The sequence below is a fragment of the Dokdonia sinensis genome, from assembly GCF_003688895.1.
GTDB classification, from domain to species: domain Bacteria; phylum Bacteroidota; class Bacteroidia; order Flavobacteriales; family Flavobacteriaceae; genus Dokdonia; species Dokdonia sinensis.
Map to the genome: position 1 here is coordinate 32195 of NZ_REFV01000017.1, position 21298 is coordinate 53492.

Annotated in this window: 24 protein-coding genes; 16 read left to right on the plus strand and 8 right to left on the minus strand. The window is 40.8% G+C overall.

Annotated elements, in window-relative coordinates:
- Nucleotides 1-111 precede the first annotated feature (111 nt).
- Nucleotides 112-1206 (plus strand): biotin synthase BioB, encoded by a 1095-nt coding sequence (gene bioB, locus EAX61_RS14370; protein WP_121918408.1) that lies wholly within the window; start codon nucleotides 112-114, stop codon nucleotides 1204-1206.
- A gap of 85 nt (nucleotides 1207-1291) precedes the next feature.
- Nucleotides 1292-2155 carry a cupin-like domain-containing protein gene (locus EAX61_RS14375; protein WP_121918409.1) on the plus strand — a complete coding sequence of 288 codons (864 nt, stop codon included), beginning with the start codon at nucleotides 1292-1294 and terminating at the stop codon, nucleotides 2153-2155.
- 85 nt (nucleotides 2156-2240) lie between these two features.
- Here EAX61_RS14375 and EAX61_RS14380 read toward each other — a convergent pair whose 3' ends face one another.
- Together EAX61_RS14380 and EAX61_RS14385 are read right to left on the minus strand one after the other, a co-directional pair.
- Nucleotides 2241-3788, minus strand: a complete 1548-nt coding sequence (locus EAX61_RS14380; RefSeq protein WP_121918449.1) for an Rne/Rng family ribonuclease — start codon at nucleotides 3786-3788, stop codon at nucleotides 2241-2243.
- Between the two features lie 345 nt (nucleotides 3789-4133).
- Nucleotides 4134-4427 (minus strand): HU family DNA-binding protein, encoded by a 294-nt coding sequence (locus EAX61_RS14385; RefSeq protein ID WP_121918410.1) that lies wholly within the window; start codon nucleotides 4425-4427, stop codon nucleotides 4134-4136.
- A gap of 114 nt (nucleotides 4428-4541) precedes the next feature.
- Between EAX61_RS14385 and mutY the strand changes: the two genes are divergently transcribed.
- Genes mutY through gldD form a run of 4 tightly spaced genes read left to right on the plus strand, consistent with a single transcriptional unit; the run spans nucleotide 4542 to nucleotide 7989 of the window.
- Nucleotides 4542-5600 (plus strand): A/G-specific adenine glycosylase, encoded by a 1059-nt coding sequence (gene mutY, locus EAX61_RS14390; protein WP_121918411.1) that lies wholly within the window; start codon nucleotides 4542-4544, stop codon nucleotides 5598-5600.
- A gap of 28 nt (nucleotides 5601-5628) precedes the next feature.
- A complete protein-coding gene (gene ssb / locus EAX61_RS14395; RefSeq protein ID WP_121918412.1) occupies nucleotides 5629-6099 on the plus strand; it encodes a single-stranded DNA-binding protein in 471 nt (156 codons plus the stop codon).
- Between the two features lie 28 nt (nucleotides 6100-6127).
- The gene (locus EAX61_RS14400; RefSeq protein WP_121918413.1) at nucleotides 6128-7435 is read left to right on the plus strand and encodes a gliding motility-associated protein GldE; all 1308 of its coding nucleotides are present in this window, start codon (nucleotides 6128-6130) and stop codon (nucleotides 7433-7435) included.
- Nucleotides 7432-7989, plus strand: coding sequence for a gliding motility lipoprotein GldD (gene gldD, locus EAX61_RS14405; protein ID WP_121918414.1), 558 nt, complete (start codon nucleotides 7432-7434; stop codon nucleotides 7987-7989). The genes EAX61_RS14400 and gldD overlap by 4 nt, the downstream gene beginning before the upstream one ends.
- Nucleotides 7990-8164: 175 nt before the next feature.
- On the opposite strand, the gene EAX61_RS14410 is transcribed toward gldD, so the two are convergent.
- Nucleotides 8165-9535 (minus strand): saccharopine dehydrogenase family protein, encoded by a 1371-nt coding sequence (locus EAX61_RS14410; RefSeq protein WP_121918415.1) that lies wholly within the window; start codon nucleotides 9533-9535, stop codon nucleotides 8165-8167.
- A gap of 72 nt (nucleotides 9536-9607) precedes the next feature.
- Between EAX61_RS14410 and EAX61_RS14415 the strand changes: the two genes are divergently transcribed.
- The 3 genes from EAX61_RS14415 (at nucleotide 9608) to EAX61_RS14425 (ending at nucleotide 12391) form a co-directional block, all read left to right on the plus strand.
- Nucleotides 9608-9997, plus strand: coding sequence for a DUF423 domain-containing protein (locus EAX61_RS14415; protein ID WP_201739468.1), 390 nt, complete (start codon nucleotides 9608-9610; stop codon nucleotides 9995-9997).
- 70 nt (nucleotides 9998-10067) lie between these two features.
- Nucleotides 10068-11681, plus strand: coding sequence for a phosphoenolpyruvate carboxykinase (ATP) (gene pckA / locus EAX61_RS14420; protein WP_121918417.1), 1614 nt, complete (start codon nucleotides 10068-10070; stop codon nucleotides 11679-11681).
- Between the two features lie 188 nt (nucleotides 11682-11869).
- On the plus strand, nucleotides 11870-12391 hold the full coding sequence (locus EAX61_RS14425) for a hypothetical protein (RefSeq protein WP_121918418.1): 522 nt from the start codon (nucleotides 11870-11872) through the stop codon (nucleotides 12389-12391).
- Between the two features lie 89 nt (nucleotides 12392-12480).
- Here the strand turns inward: EAX61_RS14425 and EAX61_RS14430 are convergent, their stop codons facing one another.
- Nucleotides 12481-13368: a DMT family transporter gene (locus EAX61_RS14430; RefSeq protein WP_121918419.1), complete on the minus strand. Its 888-nt coding sequence runs from the start codon at nucleotides 13366-13368 to the stop codon at nucleotides 12481-12483.
- Between the two features lie 160 nt (nucleotides 13369-13528).
- On the minus strand, nucleotides 13529-14635 hold the full coding sequence (gene dinB, locus EAX61_RS14435; RefSeq protein ID WP_121918420.1) for a DNA polymerase IV: 1107 nt from the start codon (nucleotides 14633-14635) through the stop codon (nucleotides 13529-13531).
- Nucleotides 14636-14680: 45 nt separating this feature from the next.
- Between dinB and EAX61_RS14440 the strand changes: the two genes are divergently transcribed.
- From EAX61_RS14440 to EAX61_RS14470, 7 genes are read left to right on the plus strand one after another with little or no spacing between them, the layout of a single operon-like run.
- Nucleotides 14681-14911, plus strand: coding sequence for a hypothetical protein (locus EAX61_RS14440; protein WP_121918421.1), 231 nt, complete (start codon nucleotides 14681-14683; stop codon nucleotides 14909-14911).
- Nucleotides 14895-15203, plus strand: a complete 309-nt coding sequence (locus EAX61_RS14445; protein ID WP_121918422.1) for a type II toxin-antitoxin system RelE/ParE family toxin — start codon at nucleotides 14895-14897, stop codon at nucleotides 15201-15203. The genes EAX61_RS14440 and EAX61_RS14445 overlap by 17 nt, the downstream gene beginning before the upstream one ends.
- Nucleotides 15184-15867, plus strand: a complete 684-nt coding sequence (locus tag EAX61_RS14450; protein WP_121918423.1) for an NAD(P)H-binding protein — start codon at nucleotides 15184-15186, stop codon at nucleotides 15865-15867. The genes EAX61_RS14445 and EAX61_RS14450 overlap by 20 nt, the downstream gene beginning before the upstream one ends.
- A 31-nt stretch (nucleotides 15868-15898) precedes the next feature.
- Nucleotides 15899-16234, plus strand: a complete 336-nt coding sequence (locus EAX61_RS14455) for a VOC family protein (protein WP_161555243.1) — start codon at nucleotides 15899-15901, stop codon at nucleotides 16232-16234.
- Nucleotides 16224-16601, plus strand: coding sequence for a VOC family protein (locus tag EAX61_RS14460; RefSeq protein WP_121918425.1), 378 nt, complete (start codon nucleotides 16224-16226; stop codon nucleotides 16599-16601). The genes EAX61_RS14455 and EAX61_RS14460 overlap by 11 nt, the downstream gene beginning before the upstream one ends.
- A gap of 30 nt (nucleotides 16602-16631) precedes the next feature.
- A complete protein-coding gene (locus EAX61_RS14465) occupies nucleotides 16632-17099 on the plus strand; it encodes a CYTH domain-containing protein (protein ID WP_121918426.1) in 468 nt (155 codons plus the stop codon).
- 58 nt (nucleotides 17100-17157) lie between these two features.
- Entirely contained in the window at nucleotides 17158-17646 is a 489-nt protein-coding gene (locus EAX61_RS14470) for a YciI family protein (protein ID WP_430641074.1), read from the plus strand.
- On the opposite strand, the gene EAX61_RS14475 is transcribed toward EAX61_RS14470, so the two are convergent.
- The 3 genes from EAX61_RS14475 to pbpC are packed head-to-tail and all read right to left on the minus strand — an operon-like array spanning nucleotide 17643 to nucleotide 21035.
- Nucleotides 17643-18104 carry an RES family NAD+ phosphorylase gene (locus EAX61_RS14475; RefSeq protein WP_121918428.1) on the minus strand — a complete coding sequence of 154 codons (462 nt, stop codon included), beginning with the start codon at nucleotides 18102-18104 and terminating at the stop codon, nucleotides 17643-17645. The genes EAX61_RS14470 and EAX61_RS14475 overlap by 4 nt on opposite strands.
- A 1-nt stretch (nucleotide 18105) precedes the next feature.
- Nucleotides 18106-18612, minus strand: coding sequence for a type II RES/Xre toxin-antitoxin system antitoxin (gene parS / locus EAX61_RS14480; protein ID WP_121918429.1), 507 nt, complete (start codon nucleotides 18610-18612; stop codon nucleotides 18106-18108).
- Nucleotides 18613-18671: 59 nt separating this feature from the next.
- Nucleotides 18672-21035, minus strand: a complete 2364-nt coding sequence (gene pbpC, locus EAX61_RS14485) for a penicillin-binding protein 1C (protein WP_236642060.1) — start codon at nucleotides 21033-21035, stop codon at nucleotides 18672-18674.
- Nucleotides 21036-21298 lie beyond the last annotated feature (263 nt).

Here is a 21298-nt window from a genome sequence, read left to right on the forward strand (position 1 = left end):
TGCGCTTTCGCGAAAGCGTAACCCTAAAAATCTCATCGCTTAATAATATTTAACCTCAAAAAACTACCGTCCATCGTCTACTGACAACCGACTATTTCCTATTTTTGGATTATGACAGAGATACGACACGACTGGACCAAAGAAGAGATACTGGCGATTTACAATAGGCCTATGATGAGCTTGTTGTATGATGCTGCAACTGTGCATCGTGAGCACCACGACCCGAACACGGTTCAGGTTTCAACACTCCTTTCTATAAAAACTGGAGGTTGTCCTGAAGATTGTGGATACTGCCCGCAAGCAGCCAGATACCACACCGATATTGAAGGCAATGACCTGATGTCTGTACAACAGGTAAAAGCGCAAGCGTTACGTGCAAAGTCGTCTGGAAGCTCACGAGTGTGTATGGGTGCTGCGTGGCGCAATGTGAAGGACGGACCAGAATTTGACAACGTGCTGGAAATGGTACGTACCATTAATAAACTTGATATGGAGGTGTGCTGTACTTTAGGTATGGTTACAGAAAACCAAGCAGAACGCCTCGCCGAAGCGGGTCTCTACGCATACAATCATAACTTAGATACTTCTGAAGACTATTACAAGGATGTAATTTCGACCCGTGCTTTTGAAGATAGGTTGGATACGATTTCTAATGTCCGTAAAACAAACGTAACTGTTTGTTCTGGAGGAATCATCGGGATGGGAGAAGCGATAGAAGATCGTGCAGGAATGCTTGTTGCCCTTGCTAAGCTTGATCCACAACCAGAATCTACACCCATAAATGCGCTGGTAGCGGTTCCTGGAACGCCTATGGAAGACATTGAGCCTATCTCTATCTGGGAGATGATACGTATGGTAGCGACTACGAGAATCGTTTTGCCACAAACGCAAGTACGTTTAAGTGCAGGAAGAACAGAGATGAGTCGTGAGGGACAGGCGATGTGCTTTTTTGCTGGAGCAAACTCGATTTTTGCGGGGGATAAGTTGCTCACCACGCCTAATCCAGATGTAAATGAGGATATGAAAATGTTTGAACTGCTCGGTCTTACTCCTCAAAAACCATTTGTAAAAAAAGCGCAACCACAATCTGTTGAAGCAGCAGACTCTAAGCATACCTCATTGGGCGAAAAACCAAAATGGTCTCGACCAGGACACACCATAGAGCGTAATGTGGCGGCAAAAGAAGCTGGAAAAGTGCTCAAATAGCACAATGAAGAAATAAGATTATGTTAAAGGTCATTCTTCTTGAATGGCCTTTTTTATTTTTACGCGACACGGTTAGTTTGAATTTATGCAATTACAAGATATCCCAAGAGTCCATACGATTACTAAAAAAGAATTTCTGCGCGATTATGTGAAACCTCAAAAACCTGTGGTTATCGAGCATCTTATAGACGACTGGAAAGCCTACAATACTTGGAAGTTGTCTTACATTAAGGAAATTGCAGGAGATAAAGAAGTACCATTATATGACGACCGACCTGTAAAACACGATGAAGGTTTCAATCAGGCGCACGCAACAATGAAAATGAGCGAATACATCGACTTGCTTAAAAAAGGACCGACCAATTTTCGAATATTCTTGTATAATTTGATGAAAGAGGTGCCCTCGCTCAAGAATGATTTCAAATTCCCAAAGATAGGATTACGCTTGCTTAAGCAAATCCCGATGCTCTTTTTTGGAGGAACAGGAAGTAAGGTGTTTATGCACCACGATATAGACTGGGCAAATATTCTCCACTTTCATTTTGAGGGGAGAAAGCAATGTATTTTATTTCCGCCCAGTGAGACACCGCACTTGTATAAAGTTCCTTATTCTCTCATCACTAGGGAAGATATAGATTTTGACAACCCTGATTATGACAAGTTTCCTGCGCTAAAAAAGGCCAAAGGTCACATCTGTCACCTCAATCACGGCGAGACGCTGTATATGCCAGAGGGCTACTGGCATTTTATGAAATATGAAACGCCTGGCTTTAGTATGAGCCTGCGAGCGCTACCCAGTAGTTTTAAGCACTTGCGATATGCGCTCTACAATGTATTCTATATGCGTCACTATGATAACTTCATGCGCAGGAGAAAAGGACAGTCGTGGATAGATGAGAAGAATGAGAGAGCTATGAGGCAGACTAATAGAAATAATGGGATAGTTTAGTTGCATATTTTGCTTTCGCGAAAGCGAACTTTAAAATTTCCCACAAAAAAACCCCGTACTCAGCTCGAATACGGGGTTTGATTTTTTAAGCCTTTATCTCATTACCATCTTTATCTGTAAATCGATATTCCAAATAGGTGTATGCATCTCTAGGCATCACTTTTACCCATTTCTTATGGTCCATAAACCATTTAGATCGTATGGATGGAAAGCCTTTTGTAATATAGGCGGCTATAAAAGGGTGTGCGTGTAGCGTTACCTTCTTAGTGCCATTCTTGAAAATCTTTTCAAGCTTATCCTGCATCTTGTCTACTAAAATGATAGGAGCCTCCACTTCGCCGTTCTGGCCATTGTTAGGGTTTTCCTCTTTTGTTTTAATATCCATCTCAGGACGTACGCGTTGTCTAGTGATCTGGATGAGTCCAAATTTACTAGGTGGTAGTATCTTATGTTTTGCGCGATCATCTTTCATTTCCTCTTTAAGGTGATTAAAGAGTTTACGCCTGTTTTCAGATTTATTCATATCGATAAAATCGACTACGATAATCCCTCCCATATCCCGGAGGCGTAACTGGCGTGCCATTTCTGTGGCCGAAAGCATATTTACTTCAAGGGCAGTGTCTTCCTGACTCTTTGCCTTGTTTGATCTGTTCCCGCTATTTACATCTACTACGTGTAATGCTTCTGTATGCTCTATAACGAGATAAGCTCCTTTACTCATAGAAACGGTTTTTCCGAATGAGGTCTTTATCTGTCTTTCTACGCCATATTTTTCGAATATGGGCATAGGGCTTTTATAGAGTTTTACGATATTCTCCTTCCCAGGAGCAATCTCGCTTACGTATTCTTTTAATTGGTGGTAGAGTGTTTCATCATCTACGGTAATTCCTGTAAATGAATCATTAAAAATGTCTCTTAAGATAGAAGAGGCGCGATTCATTTCTCCTAGTACGCGACTAGGTAGATGTGCTCCAGGAATTTTTGCACACATAGTGTTCCATTTTTCCACTAAGTTTTGCAGGTCTTTGTCTAGTTCTGCAACTAAAACATCTTGTGCTACGGTTCTTACAATGACACCAAATCCTTTAGGACGGATGCTCATTACAAGTCGTTTAAGACGTGCTTTTTCTTCTTTGCTCTCTATTTTTTGTGAGATAGAGATACGGTCAGAAAAAGGCACGAGAACAATATATCGTCCAGCGATCGAAAGCTCACTGCTTATACGAGGACCTTTAGTCGATATAGGTTCTTTTACGATTTGAACCAGTAGGTTTTGATTGGATTTTAGAACATCAGCAATTTTGCCATTTTTATCTATATCCTTCTCAAACTTGAAGTTATTTAACGAATAGTCTTTTACTTTACCTGTGCTTACTTTTTTTAGAAAGCTTACGAGCGTAGGAAGTTTAGGTCCCAAGTCATGATAGTGCAAGAAAGCATCTTTTTCATAACCTACATTTACAAATGCGGCGTTTAGGCCAGAGACAGATTTACGTATTTTAGCGAGATATACATCTCCTACGTTAAATTTGTTCTCTCCATCTTCTTTGTGTAACTCGACGAGTTTTCCGTCTTTTAGTAAGGCAAAATCAACTACTGTAGAACTAGATCTTATTACTAATTCTTTATTCACAATGTAGTATTTTGTATTCATCACGCGGTTGGTGTGCATGACAAATGAATTAAACAATTCTTATACCACAAATTGCGCACAAACTACTGTGCGTGTGTTATAAGGCCGGTGCAATAGTTTAAAGCTCAAGGTGGGAGCGATATTGTTATTGCGATGTCAAAGAACAAATCTTTACCCCGTCGATTCTTCTAGGGGGCTATAGATATTAAAAGAAAAAGTAGCCTAAGACTACTTTTTCTTTTTGTGACGGTTCGCTCTACGTCTTTTCTTACGCTTGTGCGTCGCTACCTTGTGTCTTTTACGTTTCTTACCACTTGGCATAAATGTTCTTGTTTAAAATGTTACTTATTTTGTTACAGCAACGTTTGTTTTTACACCTTCTACAAATATTTTAGCAGGCTTAAACGCTGGGATGTTGTGTGCTGGGATCTTGATAGTTGTATTTTTAGAAATATTTCTACCAGTTTTCTCAGCTCTTGTTTTGATAATAAAAGATCCGAAACCTCTTAAGTATACATTGTCTCCTCCTTCAAGTGAAGTTTTAACTTCTGACATAAACGACTCTACAGTTGCCTGTACGTCATTTTTTTCAATTCCAAGTTTTTCAGAGATCTTTGCTACGATATCAGCTTTAGTCATTATTTCAATTTATTTAGGGGTTAAAAATTCAAGGTTGCAAATATAACGATTAAATGTTCAAACATTCAAGCATAACGTTTTAAAAAATAAGTAGATAAAACATAATTTTGTGCGATGCCCAAAAACAATCCAGTATTTGCTAACCAACTCATTGAGTGGTATTTAGACAATAAGCGTGCCATGCCTTGGCGAGAAACTAAGAATCCTTACTTTATTTGGCTCTCAGAAATTATTCTTCAACAAACGAGAGTTGCGCAGGGCTTGCCTTACTATCTTGCGTTTACAGAAGCTTATCCTACTGTCCAGCAACTCGCTGCAGCCCCACAGGAGGATATTCTTAAATTATGGCAGGGATTAGGGTACTACTCCAGAGCGCGGAACCTGCACGCGGCCGCTCAAATGGTAGTCACAGACTACAATAGTATCTTTCCCAATAACTATAGAGAGCTTCTTAAACTAAAAGGTGTTGGTGATTATACGGCTAGCGCTATTGCAAGTATATGTTTTGACGAACCAGCAGCGGTGGTAGATGGTAATGTTTATCGGGTCTTATCACGTATCTTCGGAATTGATACCCCTATTAATAGTTCACAAGGAATTAAGGAGTTTAAAAAACTAGCTTCTGGTCTTATGGATAGAGACCGTCCAGCAGACTTTAATCAGGCGATAATGGAATTTGGCGCGATACAATGCACGCCTAAAAATCCATACTGCCTGCATTGCGTGTTTAATGATCGATGTGTTGCGCTTCAAAAGAGTAGAATACATGAATTACCTGTAAAAATTAATAAGACTAAGGTTAAGAAGCGTTATTTGAATTACATTTTTATTAAGACAGCAAGCGGAGATACGGTTTTGCAACAGCGCACGGGCAAAGGGATATGGCAAGGTTTATATGAGTTTCCTTTTATTGAGGCAAAAGGGCCATTGGGGGAAGATCGCTTTCGCGAAAGCGTAAAGAGTCAAAACCTCCTCCCAAATGTTATTGAAATGGATATTACGAGGTATAATGATACTCCCATTGTCCATAAACTCTCTCATCAACATTTATACACCACATTTTGGATTGTTGATGTTGCTGAAATTGATAGAGAAACCATCCCAGTTCATTCGATAAGGAACTATCCTGTACCTGTTTTGATTGCTAATTTCATAGAAAAGAACATCGACTAAAAAGGGTAATTTTTAGTACATTTGATATATGGCAGGAACAGTAAATAAAGTGATTCTTATAGGTCACACAGGAGACGACGTAAAGATGCACTACTTCGAAGGTGGCAATAGCATAGGGCGCTTCCCGCTCGCGACAAATGAAGAGTATACAAATCGAACGACAGGTGAGCGCGTGAGCAATACGGAATGGCACAATATTGTAGTACGTAATAAGGCTGCCGAAATATGCGAGAAATATTTAAAAAAGGGGGATAAAGTATATATAGAAGGCCGACTTAAGACTAGAAAGTGGCAAGATGACAAAGGCCTAGATCGTTACAGCACAGAAATCCAATGTATGGATTTTACATTCTTGTCTCCAAAAGGAGAAGGTATGGGGCAAGGGAACGCGCAGCAAGGAGCTTCTGCACAGCCACAGGCGCAACCTTACAATACAAATCAACCTGCCCAACCCTCTCAAGGCGTAAATGAAAGTGATGTAGATGATTTACCGTTTTAACCCTACACGTTAATTTAAAATCAAATCATTGGACCCAGATCCTGAACCCTTATTTATAACACTCATCGCATTAGATTCGGCTATTGCGGTATCTATTATTTTCCTAATCGTATTGTTGGGTTGCTCCGCACTAATAAGTGGCGCCGAAGTTGCTTTTTTCTCCCTGACCGAAAGCGATTTTGAACCTGAAGATGATAAGCCTATTTCTCGCCAGCTTCAAATCGTACAGAAATTATTGGAAAAGCCTAAGAAGCTTTTGGCAACCATTCTCGTTGCAAATAATGCTATTAATATTGCGATTGTATTGTTATTTGCCAGTCTAGGTGAGACATTTTTTGGCGGGCTTTCTGAGAATGCACGGTTTTTCGTAGAGGTAGTCGTGATTACATTTTTGATTTTAATGTTTGGCGAGATTTTACCTAAGATCTATGCTAACCGAAATCAGAAGCTTTTTGCAAGTTTTATGGCTTATCCGTTGCGTTTTCTTGATGTCATATTGACTCCTATAAGTGGACCTATGCGTGCTGTCACACTTTTTATTCACAGTAGGCTGGCTGACCAAAAGAGCAATTTCAATATAGACCAGCTTTCTCAAGCATTAGAACTTACAAGCGAAGAAGATACGACTACAGAGGAACAAAAAATTCTTCAAGGTATTGTTTCTTTTGGGAATACTGATACAAAACAAGCGATGCGACCACGTATGGACGTTTTTGCATTAAATGAGGATGACGATTATAAGTCTATAATTCCTCAGATAACAAAACACGGCTTTTCTAGGGTTCCTGTATATAAAGAGAGCATAGATACAATCACAGGTATACTATATGTTAAGGATTTACTTCCTCATCTTAATAAAAATGAATTGGATTGGAATGCCTTGGTAAGAGAACCTTTCTTCGTGCCAGAAAACAAAAAACTAGATAACTTACTAGCCGAATTTAAAGAAAAGAAAAACCACCTTGCTATTGTTGTAGATGAGTATGGTGGTACGAGCGGTCTCATATCATTAGAGGATATTATTGAGGAGATTGTGGGAGATATCTCAGACGAGTTTGATGATGAAGATGTGATTTACTCAAAACTTGATGAGTTTAATTACGTTTTTGACGGTAAGACGTCTCTCAAGGATTTTTACCGTATTACAAAACTGGAAGATGAAACAAGTTTTGAAAACAAAAAAGGAGAAGCAGAGACTATTGCCGGTTTTGTGCTAGAGGTCTCTGGAGGATTCCCGCGTAAAAATGAGATAATAAAATTTCAAAATTATGCGTTTACCGTAGAGGCCATAGACCGCAAACGTATAAAACAGATAAAATTTACCATCACACCTTGAGAAATTTACACTTCATCATAGTCGCTATTGCGCTTATAGTTTGTTCCTGTGGTGGAGATGTTATACCAAAGCCTCAAGGATTTTTAAGTCTTGAATATCCCGCGCCCATTTATGAAAAAATAGCTTCAGCCTGTGATTACTCCTTTGAAAAGAACAACTTAGGGACTGTTAGGTTTAAAGATGACTGTTCTGCGGTCATAGACTATCCTAAACTGGATGCTTCTCTTTTTATTACCTACCGTAAGGTGACTGGGAATATAGAGACACTCTTGCGAGATGCGCAGAAATTAACTTATGAGCACGTAAGAAAAGCAGATAACATTGCCGAAGAAAAATACATTAATGACCAGCAAAATGCTTACGGAATGTTTTACGATGTGCTAGGAAATGCCGCTTCGCAGTCGCAATTTTATGTGACGGATAGTACAAATCACTTTTTAACAGGCTCTATTTACTTTAACGTTAAGCCCAATTACGATAGTATTTATCCTGCGGCCGTATATCTTAAAAATGATATACGAAGGTTAATGGAGACTGTGGAGTGGGAAGAATAGTTTTATCACGCTTTCGCGAAAGCATTATAACAGCAACACCCACACTAGCAAAACAATTTATTTCTAAGCTAGTTTAGGATAGGCCAAAAGTTCTCCTATTAATTTAAGTCATCACCTTCGGCTAGTGAATTGATTGCGAATTTTTTCTACTTTCTACTCTCGTTTTTCCACTCTATTACCCGCCCACATTCTCAGGATTGTACCCGAGATAAGGCACTTGGTACTCCTTAAAAGTAATCCCATAGTCCTCCAGCTCCTTAAGGATAGGTTCATACACTTCTTTAGATATAGGTAGCTGCACACCGGAAGTTGTAATCTGTCCGTTTAAAATGCGCAAAGTCGCCATTGCTACTGGAAGTCCAACGGTTCTCGCCATTGCGGTTTCCACTTGGTCATTCCCTATGTTTACCATCGTAGCATCTATTTGTTTCTTCTCTCCATTGAGTTCGTAGCCAAATTTATGATACATCACAATCATATCTTTATCCTCTGGGGCGAGCGTCCATTTATCTTCAAGGATACGTTGTAAAGCTTTTGCTGGTGTAGCTCTTTTAATACCTATTGTCTTGTCTGGATTAAAAATATCGAGCTCTACCAGTTTGTCCCAGAGCAAATCATCTTGATCTATCTTGAGGTAATGGCGCAATTTGAGTTCTACAGAATCGGTAGGAGAGTAGGGTAGGAATAAGTTTAAGAAATCGCGGTAGCTCATATTTTCAGTATCCTGAAGCTTATAGCTGTCATCTGTCATTCCCATCATTACAAAAATGTGCCAAGCTTTAGAGAAGCCTACGCGACGTATTGTACCACGATATAATGTAGGAATATCTTCTAGTCCATAGACAGATCGATATTTTAATGAATTACGGTTTGCATACCCTTCAAAACGTCCGTGACCTTCTATTTGTAAAAACTCAGTCCGTCTAAAAAGACGTTGATATGGAATGTACTTGTAGGTGCCTTCTTGAATAAATTCTGCAGCGCCTCCTTGACCCGCTAGCACTACATTACGAGGGTTCCAGGTAAATTTATAATTCCATAGGTTAGTATCACTCTCTGGGGCGACCAGACCTCCTGTAAAGGACTCGAACAAGAGCATCTTTCCTCCATTGTCACGTATTCGATCTATGACCTGCATCGCACTCATATGATCGATTCCAGGGTCTAGACCTATCTCATTCATAAAAATAAGGCCCTTTTCTTTTACTGCGGCATCGAGTTCTTTCATTTCCTTAGAAATATAAGAAGCAGTCACCATAGATTTCCCAAAGGTCACACAATCCCTTGCCACCTCTATATGAAAACGAGCGGGAAGCATAGATATCACAATTGTAGCATCTTGTATGGCTTCCTGACGTTGTTCTTTATCAAAAACATCAAGAGAAATTACGCTTCCATTTTTATGATTTCCTACAAGTTTCTGCGCATTTTCTTTGGCGAGGTCACCTACGGTAATCTCTAGTTGCTCACTTTCAGATTTATTGAGGAGGTATTTTATGAGTTGGCTAGCAGATTTTCCTGCACCTATGATAAGGACTTTACGCATTCGGGTAGGTATTTTGTAGATTTGTTGTGAGACGAAAGTACAATTTTGGGAACCTAATTTAAAAGAATTTCGATGAATAAAAAATTGCAAATTGCTGGAGCTATTTTTGGATTAACCGCGGTTATCATTGGAGCCTTTGGCGCTCACGGTCTTGAGAAAGTACTGGACGCTTCAGACATAGCTACTTTTGAAACTGGAGTGAAGTATCAAATGTATCACGCCCTATTGTTGTTGCTTGTATCTCTTTTCGCTTTAAGCGAAAAAACAAAAAAGACCGTTCTCATCCTCCTTGTAACAGGAGTCATATTCTTTTCGGGCTCTATTTATGGGCTGGCGACTAATGAACTTACGGGCTTTGACTTTACGACAATCGCCCTTATTACCCCGCTGGGCGGGGCGCTCTTAATTATAAGTTGGATAGTTCTTCTAGTTCAGTTCATTAAAGGGAGCAATAATGGCTAAATTTTAAGGTTTAGTTAGCAGGTATTTTTTACTTTTGCACTTTAAAAACAACACAACAAAACATCTTTTTATGGCTTCTTACACCCAAGTTACGAAAACGATTTCGTTAAAACCCTACGGGATTGATAATGCAACAGTTCATTATCAATTGTCCCCGCAAGAGTTGCACGAGATTACTGTAAATAATGAAATGGGAAAAACAGCTTCTAGTGGCGCTCTTGCTGTAAATACTGGAAAATTTACAGGGCGCTCACCGCTGGATAGGTTTATTGTAAGAGATCAAAAAACAGAAGATAAAGTATGGTGGGGAAATATAAATATCCCTTTTGAGCCGGACGCTTTCGCAAAATTAAAAACCAAGGTAACAGACTATCTCTCAAACAAGGAAATATACGTGAGAGACAGTTATGCCTGTGCGGACGATAAATACAGACTGAACATTCGTGTAATAAACGAATATCCGTGGTCTAATATGTTTGCCTACAATATGTTCCTACGTCCTACCGAAGAAGAACTAGAAAACTTCTCTCCAGAGTGGACCATCCTGAATGCCCCAGGTTTTATGGCAGACCCAGAAGTGGACGGAACGCGCCAGAGTAACTTTGCCATCCTTTCGTTTACCGAAAAAACTATCATTATAGGTGGGACGGGTTACACAGGCGAAATAAAAAAGGGAATCTTTTCTGCGCTTAATTTCATCCTTCCCGTTGAAAAGGAAACAATGCCTATGCATTGTAGTGCAAACGTGGGCGAAAATGGAGAAACAGCTATTTTCTTTGGGCTTTCTGGGACAGGGAAAACAACACTCTCTGCAGATCCAGATCGTAAGCTAATAGGAGATGATGAGCACGGCTGGACAAAGGAAAATACCATCTTTAACTTCGAAGGAGGTTGCTATGCAAAGGTCATCAACCTCTCAGAGGAAAATGAACCAGACATTTACAAGGCTATAAAACCAGGAGCAATTCTTGAGAATGTAGTTCTCGATGAGAAAGGAGACGTAAATTTTGCAGATACATCAATTACTCAAAACACCAGAGTTAGTTACCCGATAGATCACATTAATAATATAAAGGAGCCATCTGTAGGTAAAAACCCTAAGAATATTTTCTTTCTAACGGCAGATGCTTTTGGTGTTTTACCTCCTATATCTAAACTTTCACCGGGACAGGCGGCATATCACTTCATAAGTGGCTATACTGCTAAGGTTGCGGGTACAGAGGCTGGAGTTACAGAGCCGCAACCATCGTTTTCGGCGTGTTTTGGAGCACCGTTTATGCCATTGCACCCTACAAAGTATGCAGAGATGCTCAGTAAGAAAATGCAAGAAGCGGGCGTAAACGTATGGCTTATTAATACAGGATGGACAGGTGGTCCTTATGGTGTCGGATCACGTATGAAGTTAAAATACACAAGAGCGATGATAAGCGCTGCGATGAACGGCGAGCTTCCTCAAGAAATCTCTCACGAGAACTACCACATACATTCGGTATTTGGAGTGGCGCAACCTAGAACGTGTCCTGGAGTACCTACAGATGTGCTTTCTCCTAGAGCGACTTGGAATAACGATAAGGGTTATTATGAAACTGCTCATAAACTGGCCAAATCATTCAAAGAAAACTTCAAGAAGTTTGAGGAGTACGCTAGTAAAGAGATTATGGACGGTCAACCACCATTGGGATAAAAATTGAGATTCATATTATAACAAAGCGACACCTAATAAATGGGTGTCGCTTTTATTTTAGGTGTTTTGTAAAAATCGTTTTAGCGTATCGTAAAAGTGTACTTATCCCCATTCCAATTCTCCAAAGAGTAATTTAGGTATGAAAATTGCGTTAGAGATAAACCAATGTTTAACTCAAAATTTAAAAAATGAAAAAACTACTTACAATATGCTCAATCTTACTACTATTTTTAACTGCCTGTGAAGGACCAGCCGGACCCCCAGGTTTTGACGGGTTAGATGGGCAGGACGGGCAAGATGCACCGCTCCCTTCTGTATTTGAAGAAAGTGCGACGTTTAACTACGATGCTCCAAATAATGTTTGGATTTCTCAAGTGTTCAGCTTTAATGGTACTATAGATGGGGATGTGTTTTTAACATATCTGGAAATTTCTCCTGGGATATTTACGCTAATGCCGGTTAGTATTTTTGATGAATTTGGAGAGTATCAATATGTTTTTGACCACGATATTAATACCGTACAATTACAAATTATAGGAGATAGCGACCTGTCTACATTGGACGATGAAAGCACAACAAATGTGCCTATACGTATCGCTATTATTCCAGCAGATTTGGTTCGTGGCGCTTCATTTGAAAATTATGAAGATTTTGACACCCTGTTGTTTAACCTAGATTTGGATGAAGGCGATATTCAGTTTTTGAATTAACAAACTGGTTTCTGTTCGGGCGCAGTCTTGAACCTTATGACCTATGTTTGTAAAAAGAATTAACGTATAAAAAGCAAGGAGCTGAGAAATCAACTTCTTGCTTTTTTACTTCTATTTCCTAAGTAAACCCCCGTGATTATAATCAGTGCAGCAAGGAATTGTAGGAATGTAAAGATTTCTCCATCCAGTAAGCCCCATGTAACAGACACGATAGGCATAAGATAGGTGACAGAGGAAGCAAATACTGGATCACTTATCTGGACGAGTTTATTGAACATCACCTTTGCCGCAGCCGTCCCAAAAATTGAGAGAATCAGTATATACCCAATCGAGGTTTGTAAAGTCGAATCTGTACCAAGTGGCAATTCAAAAAAATCTGTTGAAAAAAGAATGCCGAGTGCGGGAATGATAAGAAAAAGAAAATTCCCTAGTGCGATAGCCATCGCGCTTACATCTTGAAGATGGCGCTTTATAATATTTACATTTATAGCGTAAAGACAGGCCGCCGCAATAACCAGTAAGGCGTAATAGTAGTTTTGATCAGGGTTGACTCTTGCACCTATGAGAATTAGAGCTACGGCTCCAGCAAGCCCAAGAAGCACGCCAAGAAACTGTTGTTTAATAAACCGTGCTCCAAAAAATAGAATACCAAATATAAAAGCCAAAAGAGGAACACTAGAGTTGAGAATTGCGGCAATGGCACTATCTATTTCGGTTTCTGCATAAGCAAATAAGAATACGGGGATTCCAGTTCCCAAAATACCAGAAATGAGCACCCATTTCCACTCTTGTTTCTTGATTGTTTTAAGACTTTTCCAGCCAGCGATACCCAGAACAGCTGCAGAGAAAAGAATTCGTAAAGCACCTAGTTGCAAGGGAGTTAGTCCTACGAGCCCTTTCTTAATCAAAATAAATGAACTTCCCCAAATAACCGAAAGAACAATGAGGTAAATCCACTTAAGACTACTGTTTTGCATAGCAACATTTAGAAAGCGCAAAGTTGCAGATTAATAACGTAAAATAATCGCAAATTTTAAAAATTCAGAAGTTTAGGTTGTTCTTAAAATTTAGGTGCTGTATGCCTTTTTAATAAATAATAGTACGCTTTCGCGAAAGCGTAACCCAAAAACGTAGCACCTAAAATTCAAACTTTACTTGCACGTCAATGGGTTTTTCCTTTTTAGATTTTTCTTTTTTCTTATCCTCCGTATTGAGATTTGAAAGGGAAATCCCTAGGAGCCGAACACTATTCTCCATCTTCTCTTGATACAATAAGTCTTTTGCCGTTTCTAAAATCACATCCTTCGACCGAACATAATAATCTAGCGTTTTAGACCTGGTTTTAAGTGTAAAATCTGAATATTTGATTTTTAGCGTAATGGTCTTTCCAGCCACTTCGCTTTTTGCAAGTCGGCGAGCGACTTCTTCGGCGATGTGGTCTAGCTTCTCCAGCATAAAAATCTCAGAAGTGATATTTTCTCTAAAGGTCCTTTCGGCGGCGAGGGATTTCCTGATTCGGTTGGGTTTTACCTGACTGTGCTGGATGCCACGTACGATATCATAATAATAAACCCCGCTTTTTCCAAAGTTCTCACCAAGCCACTCCTTAGTTTTGCTTTTTAAATCCATTCCGGTAAAAATGCCTTTGAGGTACATTTTCTCTGCAGTCTTTTTACCTATCCCGTAAAATTTACGGATATCTAACTGTTCCAGAAATTCAATCACCTCTTCTGGAGGTATGGTTTTCTGACCGTTCGGTTTATTGATGTCGCTAGCAACTTTGGCGATAAATTTATTAATGCTTATTCCCGCGCTGGCATTGAGACCTGTTTCTTCTTTAATGCGTTGGCGTACCCAAGACGCTATAACCGTAGCACTAGGCATACCGACTTTATTTTCGGTAACGTCCAGATAAGCTTCATCTAATGATAAGGGCTCGACTAAATCAGTAAATTCATAGAAGACAGCGCGTATCTGGTCTGAGACTTGGCGGTAACGCTCAAAGTTGGTTCGCACAAAAATGAGGTCAGGGCAAAGTTTTCGCGCAAGCGCACCCGCCATCGCACTACGTACTCCGTATTTACGCGCCTCATAACTCGCTGCGCTCACTACCCCACGCTCTCCACCACCACCCACAGCAATAGGTTTCCCACGTAAGTCGGGATTGTCCAGTTGCTCTACAGACGCGTAAAACGCGTCCATATCTACGTGGATAATCTTGCGTATGTGAAGGGTTTCTTGCACGGTTACAAGGTACGAAGCGCGGTAAAATAATTTGTATATTTGGGTATGGCAGATGAATCCGAAAATAGAAAAAAACAACTCAAGGATGTGGCTCTGGCTATTGAAGAGCAAATAGCCATTGATACAGATAACCGACTGAAGGAGGAATCAACCATCTTTGAACCAAGAATCTCTGATGCCGAATGGCATAAAATCAAAATTGGTCTCGCTCAAGCAAATGAAGGATTAGGAATTTCTAGAGAAGAAGCTCGCAAAGTTTATGAGCGATTTTTATAAGGTTATTTGGCTCCCACAAGCGTTAGAAGATTATCACGACACGCTTAGCGATCTGGAACTGTATTGGACTTCAGAAATTGTTATGAGATTAGCACTAGAAGTCGAAAAAACACTTGATTTACTAGAGCAAAACCCTCATATTTTTCAAGTAGCAGACGAGGCTGAAGACATACGACGTGCCGTCGTCCTAAAGCTTAACAAAATATACTATCGCATAAACTCAGACCGAACGATAGATATTTTATCATTCTTCCCAAGTAGAAATGACCCAAATGACCTCACCCTCAAATAAGAAAACCGCAATCATCCTAGGCGCCACCGGACTCACTGGCGGACTTCTCACGGAGTTACTGTTAAAAGATTCCGCTTTCGCGAAAGTAAAAATCCTCACCCGTCGTCCTACACATTTTAAACACGAAAAGGTGGAAGAAATCATCTGTAATCTGCTGGACGTTTCTACGTTTGAAGAGCATTTTACGGGTGACGTTGTCTTTTGTTGCATTGGGACGACCAAAGCAAAAACACCAGACAAAGAAAAGTACCACGCCATAGATTATGGCATTCCCATCAATACTGCGCAACTTGCCAAAGCAAACGGTATCAAAATCTATATGGTCGTTTCCTCTATGGGAACTTCGGCCAAGAGTCCGTTTTTCTATGTGCGAACCAAAGGAGAAATGGAACGTGATCTTTTAAAGGTTGGAATTACAAATACTTTTATCATAAAACCCGCCTTTATCAACGGTCGCCCAGATGATGACCGAAAAGGAGAAAAATGGCTTAAAAGAATGATGGCTGTGATGGACTTTTTTATGGTAGGCCCGCTCAAAAAATGGAAATCTACCCAAGCCGAGGATATCGCCAGAGCAATGGCACAACTCGCTAAAAGTCCCGAAGACCACCCCAACATCGAAAACCAAGAAATCAAGTCCCTTAGCCTTGCCTACCGAGTTTGAACATATCACCATCCCGTCTAAAAATCTCGATGTGTCCATATCATTTTACACGGCGCTTGGGATGCAACTCATCGAACACGAGCCACGGCATCACGCACATTTTGAAAACCTCGAACACCAGGTGATTTTTACGGCATACTACAATGAAAAGCGACCTGATTATGAGGTTAAAGTGTATTTTGAGACAAGCGATATTGAAAAAATAGAATTACGCTTTCGCGAAAGCGCTAACGAAATAAGCGTCATAAAAGATTGGGGAGGAAAAGAACTTAAACTCACAGACCCAGACGGAAATCACGTAATTTTATACCAGAAACTTTCGGCAGACATTGTTCCGCCGTGGCACGCACAAACAAATGAATCTTAACCAAATAACCGTCCCATCCCTTGACCTAGAAAAGTCGGTTGCTTTTTACAAAACTTTGGGCTTAAAACTCATTGTAGATGCCCTACCGCGCTACGCTCGCTTCGAATGTCCCGATGGCGATGCGACGTTTTCGGTTCATTTGGTTGATAAATTATCTGAAGGTGACGGCATAAGTATCTATTTTGAAACGGAAACGCTGGATGAAGATGTGTTACGCTTTCGCGAAAGCGGACTCACCTTTGACCTACTCCCTAAGGACCAATCGTGGCTTTGGCGAGAAGCAAGGCTCAATGACCCCGACGGAAACCAGATAATTCTTTATTTTGCAGGAGACAATCGTAAGAATCCGCCGTGGCGTATTAATTAAATCTAAAGAATCTGGTAAAGGACTGTTCATATGCATGAGATAGAACGTAAATTTTTGGTTAATTCAGATGCTTTTAAACTGGGAGCCCACACCAGCACGCGCATCAGACAAGGTTACCTCAGTACCGACCCAGCACGCACTGTAAGAGTGCGCACCAGAGGAAAAAAAGCCTATCTCACTATAAAAGGAAAATCAAACGTGAGCGGAACTACAAGAGTTGAGGTGGAGGAGGAAATCGCTTTCGCGAAAGCGGAAACCCTACTCACATTATGTTTACCAGGCATCATAGACAAAACCCGCTACGAAGTAAAAGCTGGCAAACACGTTTGGGAAATAGACGAATTTTACGGTGCAAACCAAGGCCTCACCATCGCCGAAATCGAGTTAGCAACCGAAGAGGAGGACTTCATAAAACCTTCTTGGCTAGGTGCCGAAGTCACAGGAGAGAATAAGTATTACAATTCGCAATTGAGTTTAAAACCCTTTTCTTTGTGGTAAGCTGTGCTTTCGAGAACTACCGTATGAAGATTAACTGAACAAAGATTATATAAATAATATGATGAAGACACTTTACATACTTCTTATTACATTCTTAGCAGTAAGCTGTCAATACAACACCGAACCAGCAAATGTTTGGGTTGAAGAGGAAACTACAATCTCTAAAGCCCAACAAATCGCTCAACTCAAAGCCGATGGTTTTGAAATCTGGGATTATGTAGATGAAGCAACGAGTGACACCATTATTATGCAACAATATTTTATGGTATTCTTAAAGAGTGGCCCTAACCGTGACCAACCCAATGCGCAAGCAGATAGTCTTCAGAATCTACATATGGAGCATTTAGGAAGAATGTATGAAAAAGGCTACGCAGATATTTCGGGGCCCTTTGGCGACGACGGCGACCTTCGCGGAATAACCATTTACAATGTGCCAACTCTAAAAATGGCAGATAGCCTAGCAAACCTAGACCCAATGGTAAAAGCAGGAAGACTTGCCATAGAAATCAAACCGTGGTGGGCAGGGAAAGGATATCCCTTGCGTTAGTCACCTTTGATGAGTCTCGTATCAAAAAATACAGGCTCAGTCTCTATGATTTCTATCTGATGGTAATCTGTATGGGAAACATCAAAAACCAAAACCGCATCTTTACTATTTATGGCAGACGGTACGCTGATGCCGTGAAACCCTTCTTTAAAATAAGTGAGCATAAGATGCTGTAACATCTTGTAGTGTAAAGGCAGTTGCCATTGCTTAGGTAAATCGGTAGTATTTATAGTCTTGATTTTAAAATGGTCAGGTATCTCAATAGTGAGTAATCGCTGTGGAGCCCTGAGCAAATCTACATCCGTATGTACCAGTTTTTCAAGTAATGCCAGCGATGAATTTTCGGCGGTATAGAGGACTGCGGTTCCTTTGGGATTCCACCTTCCACCCCATTTTCGCGCGCCCTCACCGCTTAAATCTGATGCATAACGAGGAGGGACAACTCTATACACTTTCATATTACGCAGGAATGCCGTGTTCTATACGTCCAAGAAGGGTTTTTACAGTCTGGATGCCATAATTTGTATCAAGAAGCGATAGTGGTGTTTTATCACCCAAGGCATATCGGGGACGCTCTAACCATTTTCTGAAAGCACTCCTGTCGCCAAAAACTTCCCAACCTTGCTCATAGAGAAGTGACAGCTCGAGCACCTTTTCTGTCTGACTGGTGGTGAGGCGTTTTTTTTCCTTATGTATGCGGTCTATCGTACGGTCTGATATATGTAATATATCGGCGAGTTGTTTTTTTGAAAGATTAAAAGCACTCTCTGCAATCTTAAATTTTTTATATGGTAATCCCTCTCTAGAAACGTGTACAAGTTTTAAGATAGAGGAGTCATCTAGCTGATACCCCTCATAAAGCATTGCCGGTTCTAACACAGCTGACTGCTCCGGCGTGACATCACTTCCTGAAACCAACTGGGGAATGAGACCTTTTTCTTCGGATATTTCTGTATCGTATCGCATAACTCTCTGTCTTTACACAAAGATATGAATTTTGTCTTAAATATAACGACAATTTTACATCATCCTCTAGAGATTTTAATATTTTCCTTCATTTCGTTACCCTCTGCATCCACCACAGTGAGAAGATAGGTGCCTATGTTAGGTGCAACGGCCAGTTCGTGAAAGTCTTCTGTGCTTCCTATAAAAGTCCCGTCAAGATACCAGAATAATTTAGTCTCTGGATTGCGGTGGGCGATTTTGAAGATGACTTCGTTTACAGATGCATCAAAATTTTTAGGCAAAATAACTCCTTCATTATTTTTGGGATAGATAAAAGCCATAGGCATCTCTCCCGTCACACTACAATCGGGATGCCACGGCGGGAGTTCTTTGTAATCGGGATGTTTCTGGGCGTAGTAATATTCCATTGAAGGAGGCAGACTGAAACGAACTGTAGAAATCATTTTGTCCAAGTCATAGCAATCTGAATTTACACGGTAGTTGCCAGAAGTTGTGACATATACCTGTTCGTGGAACTGACAGCTATGCGTGTTTTCGCCAGAGATGGGTGCCCATTGCTCGAGGGTGTCGGGACATAAGAGACTCGCTTTTTGTCCGCTTTTTGTACAAGTTTTTAGGGTGATAAGGTCATCATACGGTCGTTCAAACCATTTTCCATCCGTGGGCAAAATGCGCAACACATCAAAAAACAAGGGCGCAGAAGCCTGTATCCCCGTTATCCCCGGTCTCCCTTCACCATCTGCATTACCCACCCAAACACCAATAGCATACTGTGGAGTAACACCCAGAGCCCACGCATCTTTAAATCCAAAACTCGTCCCCGTTTTCCAAGCTACAGGTTGAGCATCTTCATAAAATTGCCAATTCTCCTCTCCACTAGGTCTATTAACTGTTCGCAGGGTTTCCAGCGTACTATAAATCGCCCCTGCCGAAAACACTTCGGGTTCCTTGATTAATTCTGAATTCTGAATTCTGGATTCCGAATTAAAAACAGAATACCCCTCAAAAGCATCTGCTACGTACTCGCTTGACGATTGATTAAATCCATTTAAGGTATGCGCCAGTCCTGCGTAGGTTTTAGTAAGCTCCCAAAGACTACTTTCTGCACCACCTAGTACCATTGCGAGCCCGTAATGACCTGCAGGTTTATCTATACCTCCTAGTTGTATATCCTTTAAATTCCTATAATATTTATCCAGTCCGTACTGCCTGAGCATACGCACCGCAGGTACATTGAGAGATCTAGCAAGCGCTTTTCCTGCGGGAACGGCACCATTATATTCATTATCAAAATTCTGCGGTTGATAATCATTAATGCTCGTAGGAATATCTGCCACCAGCGTATTGGGTAACAAAAGTCCTTCGTCCAGCATTCCTGCATACAGAAAAGGCTTCAACGTGCTTCCTGTACTGCGCGATTTTGTGATGATATCCACATCTTTTTGATGGGCGACATCTGTGGGCGCGTTGCCTACATACCCCAAAACTTCTTTGATTTTCACATCCATCACAACTATGGCGAGATTGTAAATCTCGTTTTGTTTGAGTTGTCCGTAATGCTCTTTTGCCAGCCGGTTCAAATCTCTTTGTACACGAGTTTTAATTGTTGTTTTGACTCGTTTTCCTTCAGAATTAGCACGGATGCGCTCTACAAGATGCGGAGCTATTTGCGGTAGTGGATACGGTTTGCCTGGTAATTCTTCGAGCAATGCAAGCTCATAAGTTATTTCGTCTATTTCACCTGTTTCCCAAAGTTTTTTAAGAAGATCATTACGCTTTCGCGAAAGCGTAACCTCATTTTTTCCCGGTCGCACCATACTCGGATTGTTAGGTAATACCGCCAGCGATGCCATCTGTCCCCAACTGAGACGTTCTGCAGGGAGCCCAAAATAGCGCCAAGAAGCCGTTTCCAGCCCTACCACATTCCCGCCAAAGGGCGCGTAGGTTGCATACATATTTAGAATTTCGGCTTTGGAGTATCCTGCCTCGAGACGAGTAGCTTTGATGATCTCTATGAGCTTTTCGGTGTAGGAGCGCTCTTTTCCCTTTCGCGAAAGCCTGATGACCTGTTGTGTAATCGTGCTCCCACCACGGCGTTTATCAGTGGTGATGTTACCATACATTGCCTTTCCCATCGCCACAGGATTAAAGCCAAAATGCTGGTAGAAATACTCGTCTTCAAAAAGTAAAATACACTTCTCAAACTTCTCAGGAACACTGTCCAATGCAGGAAATCGCCATTGCCCATCCCGGGCTATATGAGCGCCCAGCAGGTCACCTTCTGCACTCTCAACTACCGTTGCGTGCGGATCTTTAAAAACTTGAGAGGGCAAACAAAAAAACCAGTACAAAAGAAATCCGCACAAAACCGTCAGTTTGATTTTGTGAGATTTTAAGGTTTTTATGATGTGTTGTTTTTTCAAGTTTTTTTGTTTTTGAGCTTGGGGCTTTTCTACCCCTTCCGTCAATTTCTCTGCTATCGCGCCGAAATCGCCACCTTTGTGACTTCCTCTCATTTATATAATCTGTCGTTCGTACCTCACTCTCAGATTACAACATTCGTCGGAGGCAAGTCTGGGGAAGGAGCCATTAATAATTCATTTAAGCTTTGTTACATATTACGAGATTTTTAATCTCAGGAATAATGGCTCCCCACTCTGACCTGTCTCCGACGAGAGAGGCACGA